General features: G+C 64.0%; 21 protein-coding genes. 9 read left to right on the forward strand and 12 right to left on the reverse strand.

The annotated features are described in order from the left end of the window. The first annotated feature begins 296 nt into the window (after window positions 1–296). The 3 genes from AB6804_RS17560 to AB6804_RS17570 all read left to right on the forward strand — a co-directional run bounded on the left by AB6804_RS17560 (window position 297) and on the right by AB6804_RS17570 (window position 2977). Window positions 297–797, forward strand: coding sequence for an OmpA family protein (locus AB6804_RS17560; protein WP_370887516.1), 501 nt, complete (start codon window positions 297–299; stop codon window positions 795–797). 218 nt (window positions 798–1015) lie between these two features. Next, window positions 1016–2017 (forward strand): HoxN/HupN/NixA family nickel/cobalt transporter, encoded by a 1002-nt coding sequence (locus tag AB6804_RS17565; RefSeq protein ID WP_370887517.1) that lies wholly within the window; start codon window positions 1016–1018, stop codon window positions 2015–2017. Window positions 2018–2110: 93 nt separating this feature from the next. Next, window positions 2111–2977 (forward strand): formate/nitrite transporter family protein, encoded by an 867-nt coding sequence (locus AB6804_RS17570; protein ID WP_370887518.1) that lies wholly within the window; start codon window positions 2111–2113, stop codon window positions 2975–2977. 37 nt (window positions 2978–3014) lie between these two features. On the opposite strand, the gene AB6804_RS17575 is transcribed toward AB6804_RS17570, so the two are convergent. From AB6804_RS17575 to AB6804_RS17600, 6 genes are all read right to left on the reverse strand, one after another. After that, entirely contained in the window at window positions 3015–3317 is a 303-nt protein-coding gene (locus AB6804_RS17575; protein ID WP_035969337.1) for a hypothetical protein, read from the reverse strand. Window positions 3318–3468: 151 nt separating this feature from the next. Further along, on the reverse strand, window positions 3469–3774 hold the full coding sequence (locus tag AB6804_RS17580) for a hypothetical protein (protein ID WP_370887519.1): 306 nt from the start codon (window positions 3772–3774) through the stop codon (window positions 3469–3471). A 283-nt stretch (window positions 3775–4057) separates the two neighbouring features. Next, complete coding sequence (locus tag AB6804_RS17585) at window positions 4058–4348, reverse strand: hypothetical protein (RefSeq protein WP_370887520.1); 291 nt, start codon at window positions 4346–4348, stop codon at window positions 4058–4060. Window positions 4349–4367: 19 nt separating this feature from the next. Beyond that, a complete protein-coding gene (locus AB6804_RS17590) occupies window positions 4368–4700 on the reverse strand; it encodes a hypothetical protein (RefSeq protein WP_035969346.1) in 333 nt (110 codons plus the stop codon). 151 nt (window positions 4701–4851) lie between these two features. After that, a complete protein-coding gene (locus AB6804_RS17595; protein ID WP_370887521.1) occupies window positions 4852–6555 on the reverse strand; it encodes a peptidoglycan D,D-transpeptidase FtsI family protein in 1704 nt (567 codons plus the stop codon). Window positions 6556–6578: 23 nt separating this feature from the next. Continuing rightward, the gene (locus tag AB6804_RS17600; RefSeq protein ID WP_370887522.1) at window positions 6579–7472 is read right to left on the reverse strand and encodes an arylamine N-acetyltransferase; all 894 of its coding nucleotides are present in this window, start codon (window positions 7470–7472) and stop codon (window positions 6579–6581) included. A gap of 183 nt (window positions 7473–7655) precedes the next feature. On the opposite strand from AB6804_RS17600, the gene zwf reads away from it, so the two are divergent. From zwf to AB6804_RS17615, 3 genes are read left to right on the forward strand one after another with little or no spacing between them, the layout of a single operon-like run. Next, the gene (gene zwf / locus AB6804_RS17605) at window positions 7656–9185 is read left to right on the forward strand and encodes a glucose-6-phosphate dehydrogenase (RefSeq protein ID WP_370887523.1); all 1530 of its coding nucleotides are present in this window, start codon (window positions 7656–7658) and stop codon (window positions 9183–9185) included. Between the two features lie 26 nt (window positions 9186–9211). Further along, window positions 9212–10036, forward strand: a complete 825-nt coding sequence (locus AB6804_RS17610) for an ROK family protein (protein ID WP_370887524.1) — start codon at window positions 9212–9214, stop codon at window positions 10034–10036. Beyond that, window positions 10033–10911, forward strand: a complete 879-nt coding sequence (locus AB6804_RS17615) for an HAD family hydrolase (protein WP_370887525.1) — start codon at window positions 10033–10035, stop codon at window positions 10909–10911. The genes AB6804_RS17610 and AB6804_RS17615 overlap by 4 nt, the downstream gene beginning before the upstream one ends. Window positions 10912–10996: 85 nt before the next feature. Here the strand turns inward: AB6804_RS17615 and infA are convergent, their stop codons facing one another. From infA to AB6804_RS17640, 5 genes are all read right to left on the reverse strand, one after another. Further along, window positions 10997–11263, reverse strand: a complete 267-nt coding sequence (gene infA / locus AB6804_RS17620) for a translation initiation factor IF-1 (protein ID WP_049652720.1) — start codon at window positions 11261–11263, stop codon at window positions 10997–10999. Between the two features lie 554 nt (window positions 11264–11817). Then, window positions 11818–12795, reverse strand: a complete 978-nt coding sequence (gene corA, locus AB6804_RS17625) for a magnesium/cobalt transporter CorA (RefSeq protein WP_035969366.1) — start codon at window positions 12793–12795, stop codon at window positions 11818–11820. Between the two features lie 151 nt (window positions 12796–12946). Next, the gene (locus tag AB6804_RS17630; protein WP_370887526.1) at window positions 12947–13384 is read right to left on the reverse strand and encodes a polymer-forming cytoskeletal protein; all 438 of its coding nucleotides are present in this window, start codon (window positions 13382–13384) and stop codon (window positions 12947–12949) included. A gap of 75 nt (window positions 13385–13459) precedes the next feature. Then, window positions 13460–13816, reverse strand: coding sequence for a hypothetical protein (locus AB6804_RS17635; RefSeq protein ID WP_370887527.1), 357 nt, complete (start codon window positions 13814–13816; stop codon window positions 13460–13462). After that, window positions 13803–14753 carry a M23 family metallopeptidase gene (locus AB6804_RS17640; RefSeq protein WP_370887528.1) on the reverse strand — a complete coding sequence of 317 codons (951 nt, stop codon included), beginning with the start codon at window positions 14751–14753 and terminating at the stop codon, window positions 13803–13805. Before AB6804_RS17640 ends, AB6804_RS17635 begins: the two co-directional genes overlap by 14 nt. 387 nt (window positions 14754–15140) lie before the next feature. Between AB6804_RS17640 and AB6804_RS17645 the strand changes: the two genes are divergently transcribed. From AB6804_RS17645 to AB6804_RS17655, 3 genes are all read left to right on the forward strand, one after another. Further along, a complete protein-coding gene (locus AB6804_RS17645) occupies window positions 15141–16673 on the forward strand; it encodes a CoA-acylating methylmalonate-semialdehyde dehydrogenase (protein WP_370887529.1) in 1533 nt (510 codons plus the stop codon). Window positions 16674–16689: 16 nt separating this feature from the next. After that, a complete protein-coding gene (mmsB, locus tag AB6804_RS17650) occupies window positions 16690–17574 on the forward strand; it encodes a 3-hydroxyisobutyrate dehydrogenase (RefSeq protein ID WP_370887530.1) in 885 nt (294 codons plus the stop codon). 256 nt (window positions 17575–17830) lie between these two features. Beyond that, a complete protein-coding gene (locus AB6804_RS17655) occupies window positions 17831–18187 on the forward strand; it encodes a hypothetical protein (RefSeq protein ID WP_035969373.1) in 357 nt (118 codons plus the stop codon). 68 nt (window positions 18188–18255) lie between these two features. On the opposite strand, the gene AB6804_RS17660 is transcribed toward AB6804_RS17655, so the two are convergent. After that, entirely contained in the window at window positions 18256–19692 is a 1437-nt protein-coding gene (locus AB6804_RS17660; protein ID WP_370887531.1) for a dihydrolipoyl dehydrogenase, read from the reverse strand. Window positions 19693–19716 lie beyond the last annotated feature (24 nt).

Raw genomic sequence — 19716 nt, forward strand, 5'->3', positions numbered from 1 at the left:
GTTCAGCGGAAGGGCCATGTTAGCCGCGCGGCCTCATTCGCCCAACGAACGAATCGGCCTATGTTTTTCGCGGTGAAGGGAAAGGCGCGGCATCTCCTGCGCCGCCTTGGGCTCTGCAAATGTTGACAAGTGTTGACAAGTCGATCGCACGCCCGTGCTATACCTCTGCCCGCTTGAATAAGCGCATCCGTAACATGCCGACATTGCTTGATGGTTAGACATGCCAACGTGATGGAGTCACGGCGCGCGGCGATGCTCTCCGCGACGCTAATTTCATGAGCTGCAAGGAGAAAGAGTTGAAGAAGCTGATGGCTATGAGCGCCTGTGTGGCCGCCATTTCCGTGCTGACGGGTTGTTCCAGTCTGAACCGCACGAACGAGGAAGCCCTGAACCAGGCGGCGGGGATCGTAGTGACGAAGACGGATCAGGGTGTCGGCGTCCGTCTGCCGGAGAAGGTGCTGTTCGACTTCGACAAGTCCGCGTTGCGCGCCGGGTCCGCCGCCGCGATCGACCGCTCGGCCGTGCTGATCAAGCGCAGCACGAAGCCGGTGCTGGTCGAAGGTCATACCGACAACGTCGGCGATCACGCCTACAACCAGACGCTGTCGCAGGAGCGCGCCGAGACCGTCGCGCGGGCGATCGCTGACAAGGGCGTGGCGCCGGCGCGCATCAACTACAAGGGTTATGCGTACGACCGTCCCGTCGCCAGCAACGATACGGACGAAGGCCGCGCGCGCAATCGCCGCACAGAAATCGTGATCATCGGCGAATCCGTCGAAACGATCATGGGCAAGTAAGCGGGTTCGTGCCGACTCGTTCCATCGCCCGGCCGTCGCATGTTTCGCGGTGGCCGGGCGATTTCGCTTGGGCGATAGCGAATATTGACCGGGGACCGAAGCGGGGTATTCTCTGACGCTCCGTCCAGCCCCGCGCGCATATGGCCCGACCTCCCGAAACCGGCACCGCGTCACTTTTCCCAAGTTCTCCCATCACGCCCCGGCTGCCGCGCCGGTCGATGCGCCTGCTCGCCGGGCTCGTCGTGTTCAATATCCTCGCCTGGGTCTGGGCGCTCATCGCGTTTCGTCACTATCCGCTGCTGCTGGGCACGTCGATGCTCGCGTATTCGCTGGGGCTTCGCCATGCCGTCGACGCGGACCACATCGCCGCCATCGACAACGTCACGCGCAAGCTGATGCAGCAGGGCAAGCGCCCGCTCGGCGTCGGCATCTTCTTTTCGCTCGGGCATTCGACCGTCGTCGTGCTCGCGACGGCGCTCATCGCGGCGACCGCGCTCGCGGTGCAGGACCGCTTCTCGTCGTTTCGCGAGATCGGCGGACTGATCGGCACATCGGTGTCCGCGCTCTTTCTGTTTGCGATCGCGGCGATGAACCTGTTCGTGCTGCGCGGCGTGTGGCGCGCGTTCCAGCGCGTGCGCCGCGGCGACGCCATCGCCGAAGCGGACGCCGACATGCTGGTCATCGCCGGCGGTCCGCTCGCGCGCATCGTGCGTCCGCTGTTCGGACTAGTTGGCAAGAGCTGGCACATGTATCCGCTCGGCTTTCTGTTCGGACTCGGGTTCGATACGGCCACGGAGATCGGGCTGATGGGCATCGCCGCAAGCGAGGCGGCACGCGGCATGCCGGTCTGGTCGATCCTCGTGTTTCCGGTGCTCTTCACGGCGGGAATGTCGCTGATCGATACCGCCGACAGCATGCTGATGCTGGGCGCGTACGGCTGGGCCTTCATGAAGCCAGTCCGCAAGCTCTACTACAACCTGACGGTGACGCTCGTGTCGGTGGTGATCGCCGTGTTCGTGGGTGGCGTCGAGGCGCTCGGCCTGATGGCGGACCGGTTGCAACTGAAGGGCGGGCTATGGGACTTCGCCGCGATGCTCTCGGAGCACTTCGGCGCGCTCGGCTATGCGATCGTCGGCCTCTTCGCCGCATGCTGGCTCGTGTCGGCGCTGATCTACAAGTGGCGCGGCTACGATGCGCAGGACGCCGTCAACGCGCGCTGACTGACGTTTTCTTTACACGGGCATCCTTCCTGCTGTCACCGTGCGCCTGCCGCCCATCGATCTCGCATCGGGCGGCCTACACGGAGAACGATCATGGCAAAGCCGGACAAGGACCCGTCCGCGGGACAAGACTCACCTCACCTCGACGACGCCGAACGCGAACAGGCGGCTGAGCACTCGACGCCACACGCGCTCGTGATTCACGAGATCGTGCGCGAAGAGGGCGAGGCCGCGATGGAGCGCACCTTCGCGGCCCTCATGTGGTCCGCGCTCGCCGCCGGCCTCTCGATGGGATTCTCGTTTCTCGTCCAGTCGATCCTCGAAAGCGAACTGCCCGATACGAGCTGGCGCAGCCTGATCGCGAGCTTCGGCTATACGATCGGCTTCGTCTTCGTCATCCTCGGACGCCAGCAGCTATTTACCGAAAGCACGTTGACGGCGGTTCTGCCGGTGCTGACGCGGCGCGACCTGAAGACGCTCGGAAAGACGTTCCGGCTATGGGGCATCGTGCTGTTCTTCAACCTGGTCGGCACGGTGATTTTCGCGGGCCTGCTGCAGATTCCCGGCGTGTTTTCGCCGGACGTGATCGAATCGCTCGCGAAGGTGTCGAGGGCGCCGCTGTCGGGTGAATTCGGCGTGACCGTCGTGCGCGCGATGTTCGCCGGCTGGCTGATCGCGCTGATGGTGTGGCTGCTGCCGAGCGCCCGTTCCGCGCGTCTTCTCACGATCCTGCTCGTGACCTATACGGTCGCAGTGAGCAAGCTGTCGCACGTGATCGCGGGCTCGGTCGAATCGGCGTATGCGGTGATGACCGGCGCGGCCAGCGTATCGGAGTACTTTCTCGTGTTCCTGGTGCCGACGTTCATCGGCAATGTGATCGGCGGGGTGTCACTGGTGGCGATCGTCAATCACGGGGCTATCGCGCCGGAGATCAACGGGACGGCGCGGCACGCGGACTGAATGCAAGGACGGCCCGCGCGCTGCGAAGCGACGCGGGTTACTTGTTGTTGCCCGCGCCCGTGCCGTACAGGCCGTTGTTGAATCCGCCCGCGCCGTCGGTCTTGTGTTCCTTGCCGACGGTCGCGCCGCGCGCCTTGCCGGCGGCATCCTTCGATTGCGGACGCTGCGATTCATGCACCACCGTTCCCGATGGATTAGCCCGGGTGGTCGAATCCGAGGTGCGGTTTTCCTGCTGATCGGAACCGGCAGGCTGCGTGATCTGGGCGTGGCTGGTCGTGCCGAATGCGGCGGCAGCGCACGCGAAAAGAGTGGCGGCGATTCGATGTGACGATACTGACATGGCGCCTCCAGGCGTGGCTCAAAGGAGTTTCATATCGAGCACGAACGATGCCTGAGGCCAATTCGCCTGCCGGGTATTGCAAGCACGCGCGGTATGCCCCGCGCAGGACGACCGGGGATCGCGCCCGCGGCGCGAGTGGCGAAAGCGGTTGTCAGGCCGCTTTCGCCCAAAGCCTGTTGGTCGTCCTTTTGCGGCTTCCGCCGTCGCGTGGTGTGCTTTGCATGGCGTCGAGCGCGATGCGCAACGCCTCGATGCGCTGCGTTTGCGCCGGCACGAGCGCATAGCCGTTGACGACGGCCGTGAGCCGTTCACGCCAGTATTCGACGTTGAGCGTGCCGGGCGACTGATTGTTCATCGTGCGAAGCTGCGCGACCGCGCGTTCGATATGCTTAAGTTCGACATCCGCCAAAGCCGAGGGCAACAGGCTGCCCGTGGCCTGGCTTTTTTTCTTCTTCATCGCTGGTCTTCCTCTCAGCCGCGCGGCGCACGCTCTTCGTCGTTACGCCAGCCGGCACCCCGTTTCGCCCGCGCGATTTCTGCTGAATCGTCGCGAGCGGCCCTTGCTCGTTATCTTCACGATCGTGACCGTTGTGCTTCTTTGAATCTTTGTCGATCAAAGGTACGACCGTTGAACGAAATGTACGCAATGAGCCCCGTATGGCTCCGTCTGTCAACGCACACTCGACGCGGGCGACGCCCGGCTTTCGATGCTGCGACGCGCCACACGCGATGCAAGGGACCTACGCGTCTTCGTCCGATGACGGCCCGCCCGCGCGTTTGCCGCTGCGTCCGATTTGCGCTTCCATCGCCTGGTCGAGCTTGCTGACCTTGCGCGGCCTGGCCGGTTCGCGCGCGTTGACGAATGTGATGAAGTCGTCCATCGGCAGCGGCTCGCAGAGCTTGTTGGAGCCTTCCGCCGAGCGTTCGATGAGATAGAAGTAGCCGCCCGGCATGCTGACGGCCGCGTAGTGCGGATTGCCGCTGCGGGTCTTGAGCCGTTCGACGGCGTTGATGGCTTTGGTCGAGCGCATGAGCTTCAGGCTCCGCGCGTCACGGCGCGCATTTCTTGCCCGCGCCTTCGAGCCACAGGTTCGATGCGTGGCGCTCGCCCGGATAGAAGCGATAGACCGTCTGGCCGTTGTCGTAACGGACCTTGATGACGTTCGAATCGCCGAATTCGAGCATCGCGCCTTGCGGAATCGCGGTCTGCTTGAACGTGGCGTCGTGCTTCTTCGCTTCGCCGGCGATGCATTGAACGATGCTGTTGACCTTGTTTTCCGTCGATGCGGTATCGACTTCCGGCTGGCCTGCATCGGCGTTATAAAAGCGGCCGCAAGCGGCGAGGAGCATGGGCAGCGCGAGGGCCGCGGCGAGTTTTTTCATGGTCTTCCCGTTATCGTGGGTTCAGGCGATCACGTGATTAGAGCACAGCGCCTTTACAGTTCGGACAAGTAGCGCAGCAACCTGCGCGCCCGCGCTTCCTTGGTGCTGCATCGGCGCTCTATCGGCGCTCTATCGGCGCTCTATCGGCGCTTCATGCGTCCGGCGGGATGCCGAGCAGCGGCAGTGTCGCGCCGACGATACCCGAGAAGACCGGCCCCGCGACCGTTCCGCCGTAATAGGTGCCGCCGGACGGCTCGTCGATCATCACCGCGACGATCACGCGCGGATCGCTCATCGGCGCGATGCCGACGAACGACGCGCGGTACTTGTTCGCCGCATACGACCGCCCGACCTGCTTGCGCGCGGTGCCGGTCTTGCCGCCCACGCGATAGCCTTCGACTGCGGCGGCGCGTCCGGTGCCGTTCGGCCCCATCGCCATTTCGAGCATGTTGCGTACGGCGGCCGCGGTCGTCGACTTCATGACCGGCACGCTCTCGCGCCGTTTCTCGCCATGAATGAGCGTGGCCGCGTGGAAGCGCCCGTCGCCGGCGTAGGGCGTGTAGAGCTGCGCGATTTGAAGCAGCGAGAGCGAAAGGCCGTAGCCATACGCCATCGTCGCCTGTTCGATCGGCTTCCATCGCTCGGGCGAGCGCAGCCGCCCCGTCGCCGCGCCGGGAAACGTGAGTTCCGGCGCGCGCCCGATGCCGTATTCGCGATACTTGTCCCAGATGGTCTGGGCGGGCAGTTGCAGCGCGAGCTTCGTCAGCGCGACATTGCTCGACATCTGCACGGCTTCCGACACGGTGATGACGCCGTGATTCGACGTATCGTGAATCACGTTCGGGCCGATCTTCATGGTGCCGGGGCTCGTGTCGATGCGCGTATCCGGCCGCACTTTGCCGAGGTCGATGGACAGCGCCGCGACCAGCGGCTTGATGGTCGAGCCGGGCTCGAACGTGTCCGTCAGCGCGCGATTGCGCAACTGCTCGCCGGTCAAACGGTTGCGGTCGTTCGGATCGAAACTCGGGTAATTGGCGAGCGCGAGCACTTCGCCGTTCTTCGCATCGAGCACGACGACGCTGCCCGCACGCGCCCGATGTTTCGCGATCGCCATCTTCAGTTGCGAATGCGCAAGCTGCTGAATGCGCCGGTCGATGGTCAGTTGAATCGTCTCGCCGTTCTGCGGCAGGTCCGTTTCGCCGATCTGCGACACGACGCGCCCCAGCCGGTCGCGAATGACTTCGCGCTGGCCCGCCTCGCCGGCGAGACGCGCATCGGCGGCCAGTTCGACGCCTTCCTGACCTTTGTCCTCGTTATCCGTGAAGCCGACGACATGCGCCGCCGATTCGCCCTCGGGATAGAAGCGTTTCGTGTCCGGCACGAGCGTGACACCCGCGCGCCCGATCTCCGCGATGTGCTCGGCGGCTTGCGCTTCCACCTGCCGCTTGAGCAGCACGAAGCTGCGATCGGTGCCGAGACGCCGCGCCAGCTCGCGCGGCGGCATGTCGAGGAGGCGGGCGATGTCGTCGTTGCGCGCGCCGTCGAATCGCTTCGGATTCGCCCAGACCTCGTACGTGGACAGGCTCACGGCGAGCATCGCGCCATGCCGGTCGACGATGCGCCCGCGCGTCGCCGCGAGCGCCAGCGTGCGTTGATAGCGCTTCTGTCCTTCGCCGATGTAGAACTCGCGATCGACCACTTGCACCCACATCGCACGTCCGGCGAGCGCGAGAAACGCGGCCGTCACGCCGGCGAAGACGAGCCGCGAGCGCCAGGCGGGCAAGCGGCTTCCGAGCATCGTGCTGCGGTGATGCGTATGAAACTCGCGGCCGCCGGTCGTTTTTTTTCTGAACATCGGGTGTGTGCGGTCTCGTGTGATCAGGCCGGATCGATTGAAGGAGGCGTGAAGAGCCGTGCGAGCGCGGCGTCCAGGTGCGCGGAAGAAACGGGGTTCGCGCAATCGGGCGCATCCGGCAGATGAATGCCGATCTCTTCGCTCAACGTGCGGCGCAGGTCCGCCACGCTGGACGACTCGCGATGCGTGGTGCCTTCGTGATCGTCGTGCGAGGAGAAGCGCTGGTTGAACAGGCCGTAGCGGCGGCCCGGCGCGAGGCGCGCGGCGAGCAGGTTGTGCACGAAGATCGACTGCGGAAAGGTCGAGACGAAGTGATTCGACATCTCGTAGTCGATGTCGTATTGCGGATCGAAGTCGAAGCGATAAACCGGCGTCCACTTGCCTTCGATCAGCGCATCCAGCCGGTAGTGCGGCAGCCGCGCGTCGGGCTCGATGCTCTCCAGGCGAAACGCGCCGTGAGGGGTAATCTGCTCGAGCCCGCTTGCGAGCGCGAGCGGCGCGGACAGCGTCATGCCGCCGAAGCCGACATCGGTGAGGAACGCGCCTTCGTCCAGTTCCACGACCAGCAGCATGTGCGAACGCGGCGGCATCGCGGCATCGGTGCGGCCCCACAGCACGCGCGCCGCGTAGCTTCTGACGCGAAAACCCAGCGCTTCAAGTACGCTGCGGAAAAGCAGATTGTGTTCGTAGCAGTAGCCGCCGCGCCGGTCGGTCACGAGCTTGCGCTGCAACGACGCCAGATTGAGCCGCACCGGACGCCCGAGCAGCACGTCGAGATTCTCGAAAGGGATCGCCTGAGGATGAAGCAGATGCAACGCACGCAGTGTGTCGAGCGTCGGCGCGGGACGTTGTGCGTCGCGATAGCCGATGCGCGCGAAGTAAGCGGACAAATCGATGGATGTGTCGGTTGCATTCATGTGAGTAAGCGGTGAAGGCGCGACGCGTCGTCGTCAGCGCGGACATTTTACGACACGAAAGGCGCGAAATTACAAAGAGCATACAAAGAAGCGCATGCGCCGAAAGACGCAGCGTCGAATTGAACTGTGCCGCATCGGCGAGGGTCTTTCCAGCTTCAGCCCAACGGAAAAGGATCTCAAGTCATGTCAAATGACGCAAAGCAGTCGAGCGATTCCAGCACATTGGCGAAGCGCGCGCCCGCCTGCACGCTGGTCATCTTCGGCGCCGCAGGCGATCTCACGAAGCGGCTGCTGATGCCCGCGCTCTACAACCTGTCCGCCCAGGGCTTGCTCGACGACGACATGCAGATCATCGGCGTCAATCATGGCGAGCGGGAAACCGCGCAATGGCGCGATGAACTGACGCAGGCGCTGCGCAAGTTCGCCGCCGACAAGGCGAGCACCTTTCATACGTCGGAGCTGAACGAAGACGCGTGGAACCGCATCGCGCAAAAGCTCGAATACTTCTCGGGCGAGTTCGCCGAAGACGAAACCTTCACGCGCCTCAAGGAACGGCTCGGGCAGCAAAAGAGCGGCAATGTCGTGTTTTATCTCGCCGTGAGCGCGCGCTTCTTCGCGCCCATTGCCGAGCGGCTCGGGCGCACCGGTCTGCTAGAGCAGAAGGACGGTGCATTCAGGCGGATCGTGATCGAGAAGCCGTTCGGCACGGACCTCGCCTCCGCGAAGGAACTGAACCGCTGCATCCTCGCGCATGCGGACGAATCGCAGGTGTATCGCATCGATCATTTTCTCGGTAAGGACACCGTGCAGAGCATTCTCGCCGTGCGCTTCGCCAATGCGATGTTCGAGCCTGTCTGGCGGCGCGAGTACATCGACCACGTGCAGATCACGGCGGCGGAAACCATCGGCGTGGAAGGGCGCGGCAGCTTCTACGAGCAGACGGGCGCATTTCGCGACATGCTGCCAAATCATCTGTTCCAGTTGCTCGGCATGGTCGCGATGGAGCCGCCGAATTCGTTTGATGCCGAGAGCGTGCGCGACAAGAAAGCCGACGTCTTCGACGCGATCAAGCCACTGACCGCGAACGATGTGGTGCTCGGCCAGTACGAAGCCGGACCCGCCGGCTGCGCGTACCGGGACGAGCCGGGCGTCGCGAAGGACAGCCGCACCGAGACCTACGCGGCGGCGCGCGTTTATGTCGAAAACTGGCGATGGGCGGGCGTGCCGTTCTATCTGCGCACCGGCAAGCGGCTGACGGAGCGGCGCACGGAGATTTCGGTGCAATTGAAAGCTGTGCCGTTCCGTCTTTTCCGCGATACTCCCGTCGATGCGCTGACGCCGAACGTCTACACGCTTCGCATCGATCCGGCGCACGGCACGAGCTTCGATTTCAACGTGAAGATCCCCGGCCCGCTGATGCAGGTCGGCGCGGTGCGATCGGCGTTCGACTACAGCGATTTCTTCGCCGCGAGCGCGAATGTCGGCTACGAGACGCTGCTGTACGACTGCATGCTCGGCGACCCGACGCTGTTTCAGCGCGCCGACAGCATCGAGACGGCGTGGGCGGCGGTGGATCGCGTGCTGCATCCGGATGCCGAATTGCCCGTGCATGGCTATGCGTCGGGCAGCGCCGGCCCGGAAGCAGCGGATCAGCTGCTCGCCGCCGATGGCCGCGCGTGGCGTCCGCTGACCGATGCCATCGACAAGAAGTAATTCTCTTTCGAACGAGGACAAGCAGCGTGAGCACGGAATCCAAAACGAAGCACAGGACGCGCGTTTCCACCGCCAAGGGCGCGCCGAAGGCTGATCGTATCCTCGCCATCGACATCGGCGGCACGGGTTTGAAGGCGGCGGTTCTCGCCGAAGACGGCGAGATGAAAAGCGAGCGCGTGCGGGTGCCGACGCCCAGGCCCGCCACGCCCGATGCCGTCGTCGATACGCTGATGACGCTCATCGAGCCGATCATCGCGGACCCGCCGACGCATCTATCGATCGGCTTTCCCGGCGTCGTGCGCGACAACGTCGTGCTCACCGCGCCGAATCTCGGCAACGAATACTGGTATCGGGTGCCGCTCGCGGACATGATCGCCGCGCGTCTCGGCGGCGTGCCCGCGCGGATGATCAACGATGCGGAGATGCAGGGCCTCGCTGCGATAGAAGGCAGCGGCATCGAAATGGTGCTGACGCTCGGCACGGGCGCGGGAACCGCGCTTTTTCGCGACGGCGAACTGATGCCGCATCTGGAGCTTGCGCATCATCCGGTCTCGAAGGGCCGCACTTACGACGAATATATCGGCAATGCGGCGCGCGAGAAGGCGGGCAACAAGCGCTGGAACCGGCGCGTCGAGAAGATCATCGGCATACTGGCGACGCTCGCGAACTACGACAAGCTGTGGATCGGCGGAGGAAATGCCGCGCATCTGAAGTTCGACTTGCCGCCGAATGTCGCGGTCGTGTCCAACACGGCCGGCATCGAAGGCGGCGCGAAGCTGTGGCATCCGCGTTCGGTTCGCGAGACCCGTCAACTGCCTCACTTCAATCAGCGCGAAGGAGCGCTCTCATGAACGCCAAAGGCCAATACGGTTTGCATAGCGTCGACGGCGACGGCGCGGCCGCCTTAGAGGCGCTCGCGCACGTGGAACTCGTCGTATCGGATTGCGACGGCACGCTGCTTCATACCGACAAGTCGATCAGCGACGCCGCGAAGGACGCCGTGCGCCGCCTGCACGAAGCGGGCGTCGCGTTCACCGTTGCGAGCAGCCGGCCGGGTGCGGGCATGCGGCATATCGTCGAGACGCTTGCCGTCGACATGCCTTACGCGTCGTACAACGGCGGCAATCTCGTCGATCCGCGCACGCGCGAAGTGCTCGCCGCCCACAAGCTGCCGCGAGACGCGGTGCAAACCTCGCTCGAAGCGCTCGCGGCGGCGGGCGTCGATGCGTGGGTGTTCGTCGGCGACGTGTGGTATCTGACGAATGCGGAGGGCGCATACGTGCCGCGCGAGCGTCGCACGGTCGGTTACGACGGCGTGCTCGTGCAGCGTTTCGATGACGTGGATCTGGATGCGGTCGACAAGATCGTCGGCTCGACCGCCGATGCGCCGCTGCTGGAACGCGTCGAGCAGCAATTGCAAACGCGGCTCGAAGGGCGCGCGAACGCGGCGCGCTCGCAGAGCTATTACCTCGACATCACGCACGTGCTCGCCAACAAGGGCGAAGCGGTGCGCGAACTGGCGCGTCGCAAGAACGTGCCGCTCGAACGCGTGGCCGTGCTCGGCGACATGACCAACGACATCGCGATGTTCGAGATTGCGGGAGTATCGATTGCGATGGGACAGGCGTCGGAAGGCGTGCAGCGCCGCGCGAGCCTGGTGTCGGCGACGAATGACGCCGATGGATTTGCGGTGGGAATCAACGCGCTGCTGTCGGCGCGAGGGTAAAACAGAGGCGCCGCCCGCCGCGGATCAAGGGCTTTGACGCAGCCTTCGGATCAGCGGTGGACGCTATTGACACACGCCGGTTGCTTTAACGCCGGCGCATCGGTGCGCGTGCCGCGCCGCCGCCTGCACGTTCGTCTTTGTGACGGAAGTTGATGCGGCCTTTCGTGAGGTCGTACACGGACAATTCCAGCGTGACGCGATCGCCCGCCAGAATACGAATGTGGTTCTTTCGCATGCGGCCCGATGCGTATGCGCCGACGACAACGCCGTTGTCGAGCGTCACGCGATAGCGGCTGTCGGGGAGGACTTCGTCAACGATGCCATCGAGTTCGATGAGTTCTTCTTTCGCCATGTGAGCTCCAGTTATGAGTTTGTAAGGTGATGCGCTTGCCTGATTCACACATCCGTTACCCGCGTCGGCGCAATCGCGCGCTCTTTCTCAGGCACACAACGCCGATTCGCGGATGGAGGCATGAACGGCCGCGCCAGAAGGCATCGTCGCTGCATGCGTCAGAAGCGATGTAAAGCGTAGTCCGGCACGCTCGAACGGCGAGCGCGCCACGTCTCGATTCAGGCTCGTCTTGAGCTTGACGGCATAGGCCGGAACGACTGCGCTCGCCGGAAGACCGGGAACGCTGGCCGGCATGACCGGGACGGCGACATTGGCGCGGGTATCGCTCGACGTGAGGGTCAGGCGACGGCACGGCTGCCAACGTGCGGTGTGATGCATGACTGCAGGAGTGAATGTGTCCGCTGTTGCTACTAGCTGCGGCCTGCGAGCCGAATTGCAAGGCTCCGGGCTTTCAGCAAACATGTCCGATTAGACAGACGACACCGCGCAAAAGTTCCCGCGCGACGCCCTATGAATGATCGTTGTTCGATGCAGACTTCGCATCGCAGGCGCCATTATAACCAACCTGCCCTCTTGAAGCGCAGATAAAGCAGGACATCGACAATCAGCATCACCGCAATGCACGTCGGATAGCCGTACGTCCAGTCCAGTTCCGGTATGCGATGAAAGTTCATGCCGTAGATGCCGGCGATCATCGTCGGGACGGCGAACAGCGCAGCGAACGAGCCGAGGCGCTTGGTCACCTCGCTTTCCGCGAGCGCGATCAGACCGAGATTCACCTGAATTGCCGTGACGATCATTTCCCGGCGGCCTTCGATGGTCTTCACGATGCGCAGCAGGTGGTCGTACACGTCGCGGAAATAGTCCTGCATGCCCGCGCATACGCCGGGCGGCCGGCCGCCGTACAGCTTGCTGACGGCTTCCAGCAAAGGCGCGGTGTGATGCTGCATGAGCGTCATGCGGCGCTTGAGCGAATAAAGATCCTCGATGATCTCCCGCGACGCCGCCGAACCGTTGTGCTCGAAGATGCGCTCTTCCACTTCGTCGAGATCCGCGCCGAGCGTTTCCAGAATCGGGAAATAGCGGTCGACGACGGCATCCAGGAGCGCGTACATCACGAAGGCCGGGCCGTGCTTGAGCAATTGCGGCTCGCGCTCGCAGCGCTTGCGCACTTCCTGGAAGCCTTGCGTCGTGCGATTGCGCACCGAGATCACGTAGTTCCGTCCGACGAACACATTGATTTCGCCGACGAGCAGTTCGCCTTCTTCATCGAATTCGACGGTGTGAAACACGGCAAAGAGCGAATCGCCGTATTCCTCGATCTTCGGCCGTTGATGCCCGTGTTGCGCATCCTCGACCGCCAGTTCATGCAGGCCGAACTGATGCGCCATATGCGCGAGTTCGCCCGGCCCGGGTTCCTTCAATGCGACCCAGATGAAAGAGTCGGGCAGGTCACGATACGCGTTGATGTCGTCGATATCGACGTCTGCCAGTTTTCGGCCGTTCTGATAAGCCGCGCAATTGACCAGCATGGGGCGCCCTTGTTATCTCGATGTAATGAGCCGTGCGCCTCATGCCCGGCGGGCGCAAGCGTGCGGCTTCGTCATCGTTCGAATCTTAGCGGATTGGCTTCTATAACGGGCCTTGGCGTCCCGCGCGGATACCGATTGCGTGGCACGCCGATCAGCTTGGCGAGTAGTCGAGCGCGGGCACGACTTCGGAAGCGGGCAGCGCGGCGGGGCCCGATTGCATCGAGTCGATCTTGGTCAGCTTGCCTTCGACCGTCGCGCCGACATCCATGCGCAGCTTTTGATAGTAGATATTGCCGTGCACGTGCGCGTTCGGTTGCAGCTCGACGAAATGCGCGACCATCACGTCGCCGACGACGCGGCCGTTGATGATGACGTCGTAAGCGCTCACGTTGCCGTGAATCGCGCCCTGATCGCTGATGACGAGAAGCGACTCGTCGCCGGGGCGGCCCGTGACGTTGCCGGTCACCTGACCGTCCATGCGCAGCCCTTCGCTGAATTCGAGGTCGCCCGAGATATGCACGTTATGTGCGATGAGCGTGGAGAGCTTGGCCGGCTTGACGCCGTGGGGGTCTTTCTTGGATGAAAACATGGCGAGTCCTTGCGATGCGATATTGGTTGCTTCAAACAGCCACGCCGCGCGGCGTGGCAGTGTCGTCCGGATGAATCAGCGTTGCTTCCTGAGGAAGGCGAGGTCCGTCTGCAGTCGTTCGATTTGCTCGGTGCCTTGCGCCACCCGCTGCTCGAGCGCGGTGCGGGTGGCGGCTTCCTGTTCGAGCGCGAATTGCGCGTGCGTCAGTTGTTCGCGCAGTTCCCGTTCGGCGACGGGCGGCGCGCACAGCACGTCGAGCTTGCGCGACTGGTCCTGTGAATTCTTGAGCGCAAAGCCCGCCGCCACGAGCGCCCCGGCCGCGCAGATCGCGGCGATGATGCCGGGCACGTAGGCGGCGTTGCGCTTCGGCGTGAGCGAATAGCTATGCTGCGTGAGCTTCAGCGACGCGCGTTTGGAATCAGCTTTGCGCATGGGGCTTGTGCCTGAAGAGCGAGAGATAGGGCTTCGGATCGAGTTGCGCGCCGCCGACGATGACCTCGAAGTGCAGGTGCGGCCCGGTCGAGCGGCCCGTCGATCCGACTTCGGCGATCTCATCGCCGGGCATCACGAACTGGCCTTCCTTCACCAGTAAGCGCGATGCATGGCCGTAGCGTGTGACGACGCCGTTCGCATGACGGATATCGATCGCGTTACCGTAGCCGTTGCGCTCGCCCGCCAGAACCACACGGCCGCCAGCGCTCGCATAGATGGCCGTGCCGGTCGGCGCGACCATGTCGAGACCCGGATGAAAGCTCACGTGGCCCGTGAACGGATCGACGCGGTTGCCATAAGGCGAGCCGTAGCGAGAGCCGGGTGCGGGATCGCGGCCCGGAAACGCCATGTACGCCGTGTAGTGCGCGAGCGTCTGGCTTTGCAGTTGCGACAGGGTGTCGTCGAGACATCCGACCATCTTTTCGGCGCGCTTGAGCCTCTGCGCCGGCGTGCCGACGCTCGCGCGATCCGCATTGCACAGGCGCGGCGGCAGTTCGGGGCCGCCGGAGCCGTCGAGCGCCGTCGCAGATTCCTCGCTGTCGGGCAGCGGCGGAACGTCGTGCACGCCTGATGCCGCGCCGCTGCCGGGGGAGCCTTTCAGCCGGCTGTCGAAGTCGCGCAGTTCGCCCACTTGCGCCGACAGCGCCGCGACGCGTGGAGCAAGCGAGCTGAGATCGGCGTCGATGCGGCCAAGCTGCTCGATCTCGAACGAACGCCGCGCCGCGAGCGCCTGCTTTTCGCCGAGGTGCGTGCGGGCGAACATCGTGCCGATGACGATGCCGAGCGCAAGGGCCGCGACCAGAAGCGCAATCAGCGCGATGACGGCGATGGTGCGCGCGGTGCGCGCTTCGACGAAGCGAACGCGCTGGCTGGACATCGACCGCCTGGACCAGATGACGAACGACATCAGCGGGCGGCAGTCGGTTGACGAGGTTGATCGAAGCAGGATTCGAAACGAATCGCGCGATGCATCGGCGTTTGTTCGGGATAGCGAATTAAAATAATACGGAGCTGGTTGTTGACGTCTTGTGACGATGTGCGATGCATCGTCGGAAAGCGGCATTAAAACACTTGACCGCGATAACAACGTCAAAAAGGGTGAACGGGCGATGGAGCTTGGCCCCGGCGTGCGGCAAGTGGAGCGCAACGGCCGAAAGGCGGGCGTCGCCGCATCGATCGGGTGTTGCTCTAGTGCCGTGAAGGACGGTTGCCTCACTATACTCAGAGGGTCGAGCATTCCGATAATCCGACCAAGGAGACATCCGTGAACATCGTTGCTGAACAACCGGCGCAGCGCGCGTCCGTGCGCACCGCCAAGCTGCTGATCGACGGCGAGTTCGTCGATTCGAAGACGAGCAAGTGGCGCGATATCGTCAATCCGGCGACGCAGGAAGTCGTCGGCCGCGTGCCGTTCGCGACCGCCGACGAAGTGAACGCGGCCGTCGCCGCCGCGCAAAAGGCGTTTCAGACGTGGCGCACGACGCCGCTCGGCACGCGGATGCGGATCATGCTGCGCCTTCAGGACCTGATCCGGCAGAACATGAAGCGGATCGCACAGACGCTGACCGCCGAGCAGGGCAAGACGCTCGCGGACGCCGAGGGCGACATCTTCCGTGGGCTCGAAGTGGTCGAGCACGCATGCTCGATCAGCACGCTGCAACAGGGCGAGTTCGCGGAGAACGTAGCGGGCGGCGTCGATACGTACACGCTGCGTCAGCCGATCGGCGTCTGCGCGGGCATCACGCCGTTCAACTTCCCCGCGATGATCCCGCTCTGGATGTTCCCGATGGCGATCGTGTGCGGCAACACGTTCGTCCTGAAGCCGTCCGAGCAAGACCCGCTTTCGACCATGGAACTCGTGGAACTCGCGATGGAAGCGGGCATTCCGCCGGGCGTGCTCAATGTCGTGCACGGCGGAAAGGATGTCGTCGATGCGCTGTGCACGCATCCCGACATCAAGGCGATATCGTTCGTCGGCTCGACGGCCGTCGGCACGCACGTCTATAACCTCGCCAGCCAGCACGGCAAGCGCGTCCAGTCGATGATGGGCGCGAAGAATCACGCCGTCGTGCTCCCCGACGCCAACAAGGAGCAGACGCTCAACGCACTGGCGGGCGCGGGCTTCGGCGCGGCGGGCCAGCGCTGCATGGCGACGTCGGCTGTCGTGCTGGTGGGCGCGTCGAACCAATGGCTGCCGGAACTCGTCGAGCGGGCGCGCGGCCTCAAGGTGAACGCGGGCGCGGAACCGGGTGCGGACCTGGGACCGGTCGTGTCGCGGGCGGCGCAGGAGCGCATCCTCGGGCTCATCGAGAAGGGCGTGGAAGAGGGCGCCACACTCGCGCTCGACGGACGCGGCATCACGGTGCCGGGCTATGAGAACGGCAACTTCATCGGCCCGACGATCTTTTCCGGGGTCACGACCGAGATGAGCATCTACAAGACGGAGATCTTCGGGCCGGTGCTGTGCGTGCTCGAAGCGGCCACGCTCGACGACGCCATCGCGCTCGTCAATCGCAATCCGATGGGCAACGGCGTCGGCCTCTTCACGCAAAGCGGCGCGGCGGCGCGCAAGTTCCAGAGCGAGATCGACATCGGTCAGGTCGGCATCAATATTCCGATTCCGGTGCCGGTGCCGTCGTTCAGCTTTACCGGCTCACGCGGCTCGAAGCTCGGCGATCTCGGCCCGTACGGCAAGCAGGTCGTGCAGTTCTACACGCAGACCAAGACGGTGACGGCGCGCTGGTTCGACGACGCCACGGTGAACGATGGCGTCAACACGACAATCGCGCTGCGATAAAAACAGGAGGATGGCAATGCAAATCGGTTTTGTTGGCCTCGGTCACATGGGCGGCCCGATGGCTGCGAATCTGCTGAAAGCGGGTCATGCGGTGACCGCCTTCGATCTGTCGGCGCCCGCGCTCGATGCCGCGAAAGCGGCGGGCGCAACGCTCGCCGCGTCGCCGCGTGCGGCGGCGGAAGGCGCCGAAGCCGTCATCACGATGCTGCCCGCCGCGCAGCACGTGAAGGCGGTCTATCTGAACGACGACGGCGTGCTGGCGGGCGTGAGCGCGGGCGTGCCGCTCGTCGACAGCAGCACGATCGATCCCGCGACGGCGAAGCTCATCGGCGAAGCGGCGGCCGCGCACGGCAATCCGTTCGCGGATGCGCCGGTGTCGGGCGGTGTCGTCGGCGCGCAGGCGGGCACGCTGACCTTCATGGTCGGCGCGGACGAGGCGCTGTTCGAAACGCTGCGTCCGGTGCTCTCCGGCATGGGCAAAAACATGGTGCGCTGCGGCGAAATCGGGACCGGGCAGATCGCGAAGATATGCAACAACCTGCTGCTCGCGGTCTCCATGATCGGCGTTGCCGAAGCGATGAAGCTCGGCGAAACGCTCGGCATCGATCCGGCGAAGTTGGCGAACATCATTAACACCTCGACGGGGCGATGCTGGAGCGCCGACACGTGCAATCCGTATCCGGGCATCGTCGAAACCGCGCCGGCATCGCGCGGGTATAGCGGCGGCTTCGGCGCCGACCTGATGCTGAAGGACCTGGGTCTTGCCGTCGATGCGGCACGCGGCGCAAAACAGCCGGTTTTCATGGGGGCGCTGGCGCAGCAGTTATATCAGTCAATGAGCCAGCAAGGACTCGGCGGACTCGATTTTTCAGGCATTATCAAGCTGTACGGGAAGCAATAGTTCGCACGCACGTGCGTGCAGAATAAACCGTTCATAAATAGCTGTTTTATTAAGCTGCACTGCACAATGCATCGCGCTCGGCCTTAGTGGTCGAACTGATCGGGAATACGATGATTCGCTTTCCCAAAAAATGTCCTATTCTGAAAGCACGACGCGCGTGTGCCGTTGAATTAAGCGTCTCGCTAAACGGCTTCACGCGTGTCACCGATGCAGGCGAAAAGCCCGGCCTTTCGGGCGATCAGATGAGGAGTACGCGATGCAAGTCACACGTCACTTGAACATGGAATTGCGGCACGCCACCGTGCCGACTTATGTCGCCAGCTATTTCTTTCCGTTGCTCTTATTGGCATACGAAGCGTGGCGAGTGGGATCGTGGGTCGCGGTGAATGGCTTCAACTTCACCAACTTCAGCGCGATGGGCTATGAGTTCGCGTTGATGATCGCCGTGTTCGCCATGCAGGTGATTGTCGAAATCGCGTTTTTGGCGGGCGCCGTGCTGACGCGGCACAAGGACGTCGGCCACCGGCTGGCGAATCTGTCGCTGGGTCTGTTCTGCTCGCTGGTCGTGCTCGGCTTCGACCTTGCACTGCAATATGGATTGGGCGGAAGCTGATCGACTGCGGTTGCATCGCAAGGACAAAGGCCGGCTTCGCAGCCGGCCTTTTTCTTCGAATGCAGGGTTTAGCAACCCGCCGCGCTCGGCAATCCTGGCGGCGTTTCCGCGCGTTCCTCGTAGCACTTCTTGTCGGCGTCCTTCAGCGCCGTGCGCAAGCCTTCCTCCACCACCGGGTGATAGAACGGCAGCTTCAACGCGTCATCGAGCGTCAGTTCCAGTTGAATCGCCCACGCCAGGAGATGGCCCAGATGCTCCATCGCCGGACCGCAGCCTTGCGCGCCGCGCAGCGTGCCGGTCTTCGCATCCGCATAGACGTGCAGCAGGCCGCGATTCTGCCGCATCACGCGGCTTCGGCCCTGCGTTTCGAACGATGCCGCGCCGGTCACGGTCATCTGCTTGTCGAGACTGTCGTACGATGCGCCGACCATCACCGCCTGCGGCTCGCAAAAGACGATCGAGAACGGCACCTTGCGCTTGACCGCCTGCTCGTCGGGAAAACGCGCGGCGTTGTCACCGGCGAGCTTGCCTTCGTCGGCGGCGTCGTGGAGCCACGGACGCGTGCCGTCGCAATCGCCCGCGATGAAGATGGCGCTCTCGCCGCATTGCATCGTAGATTCGTCGAACAGCGGCACGCCCTTGTCGTTAAGTTCGATGCCCGCTTTGTCCAGCGCGAGCGGCTTCAGATTCGGCGCACGGCCCGTCGCGGCCAGCACGAGGTCGAAGCGTTCGGTGCGCTTCGCGCCATCGGGCGAGGTGAAGCGCAACGTCGGCTGACCGTCTTCGAGCGACATCTCGTCGATTTTCGCGTCGGGGTCGAAGTAGAACTCGCTCTCGAGCGCGGCGGTGAGCGCATCGCGCACCGGCGTGTCCGACAGCGCCGCGACGCTGCCGCCCTTGCCGAACATGAAGACCTCGACCGCCAGCCGCGACAGGGCTTGCCCTAGTTCGAGCGCGAGCGGCCCCGCGCCGAACACCGCGATGCGCTTCGGCAGCGCGCGCAATTCGAAGAGATCGTCACTCGTGATGAGCTTGTCGCCGAACACTTTCAACTCGTCGGGGATGCTGGGCGATGCGCCCGTCGCAATGACGATACGCTTCGCTTCGACGCGCGTGTCCGCGCCGACGATCAGGCATCCCGGCGATTCGAACCGCGCCTGACCGCGCAAAAGCGTTCCTTCCGGAAAGTCCCGCGTTTCCTCGATGACGCCGCTCACGAAGTGATCCCGCTCGCGCCGCACGTAATCCAGCACGCGAGCGGAATCGGCACGAAGCGCGTCGCCGCCGTCGATGCCGCGCGGCTCGAGCGCGCGTGCGTCGTGCAGGCCGTTGGCGGCGGCGAGCAGAAGTTTCGACGGCATGCAGCCCACCCGCGCGCACGTCGTCCCGAGTTCACCGCCTTCGATCAACACGGCTTTCGCGCCCGCATCGCGCGCTGCGCGAAACGCGGCCATGCCGGCCGTGCCCGCGCCGATCACGGCGACATCGACTTCGATTGTTTGCATGAGACCGCCGTTCCCGATCGGCCG

Source organism: Caballeronia sp. RCC_10 (assembly GCF_041360715.1).
Taxonomy (GTDB): Bacteria; Pseudomonadota; Gammaproteobacteria; order Burkholderiales; family Burkholderiaceae; genus Caballeronia; species Caballeronia grimmiae.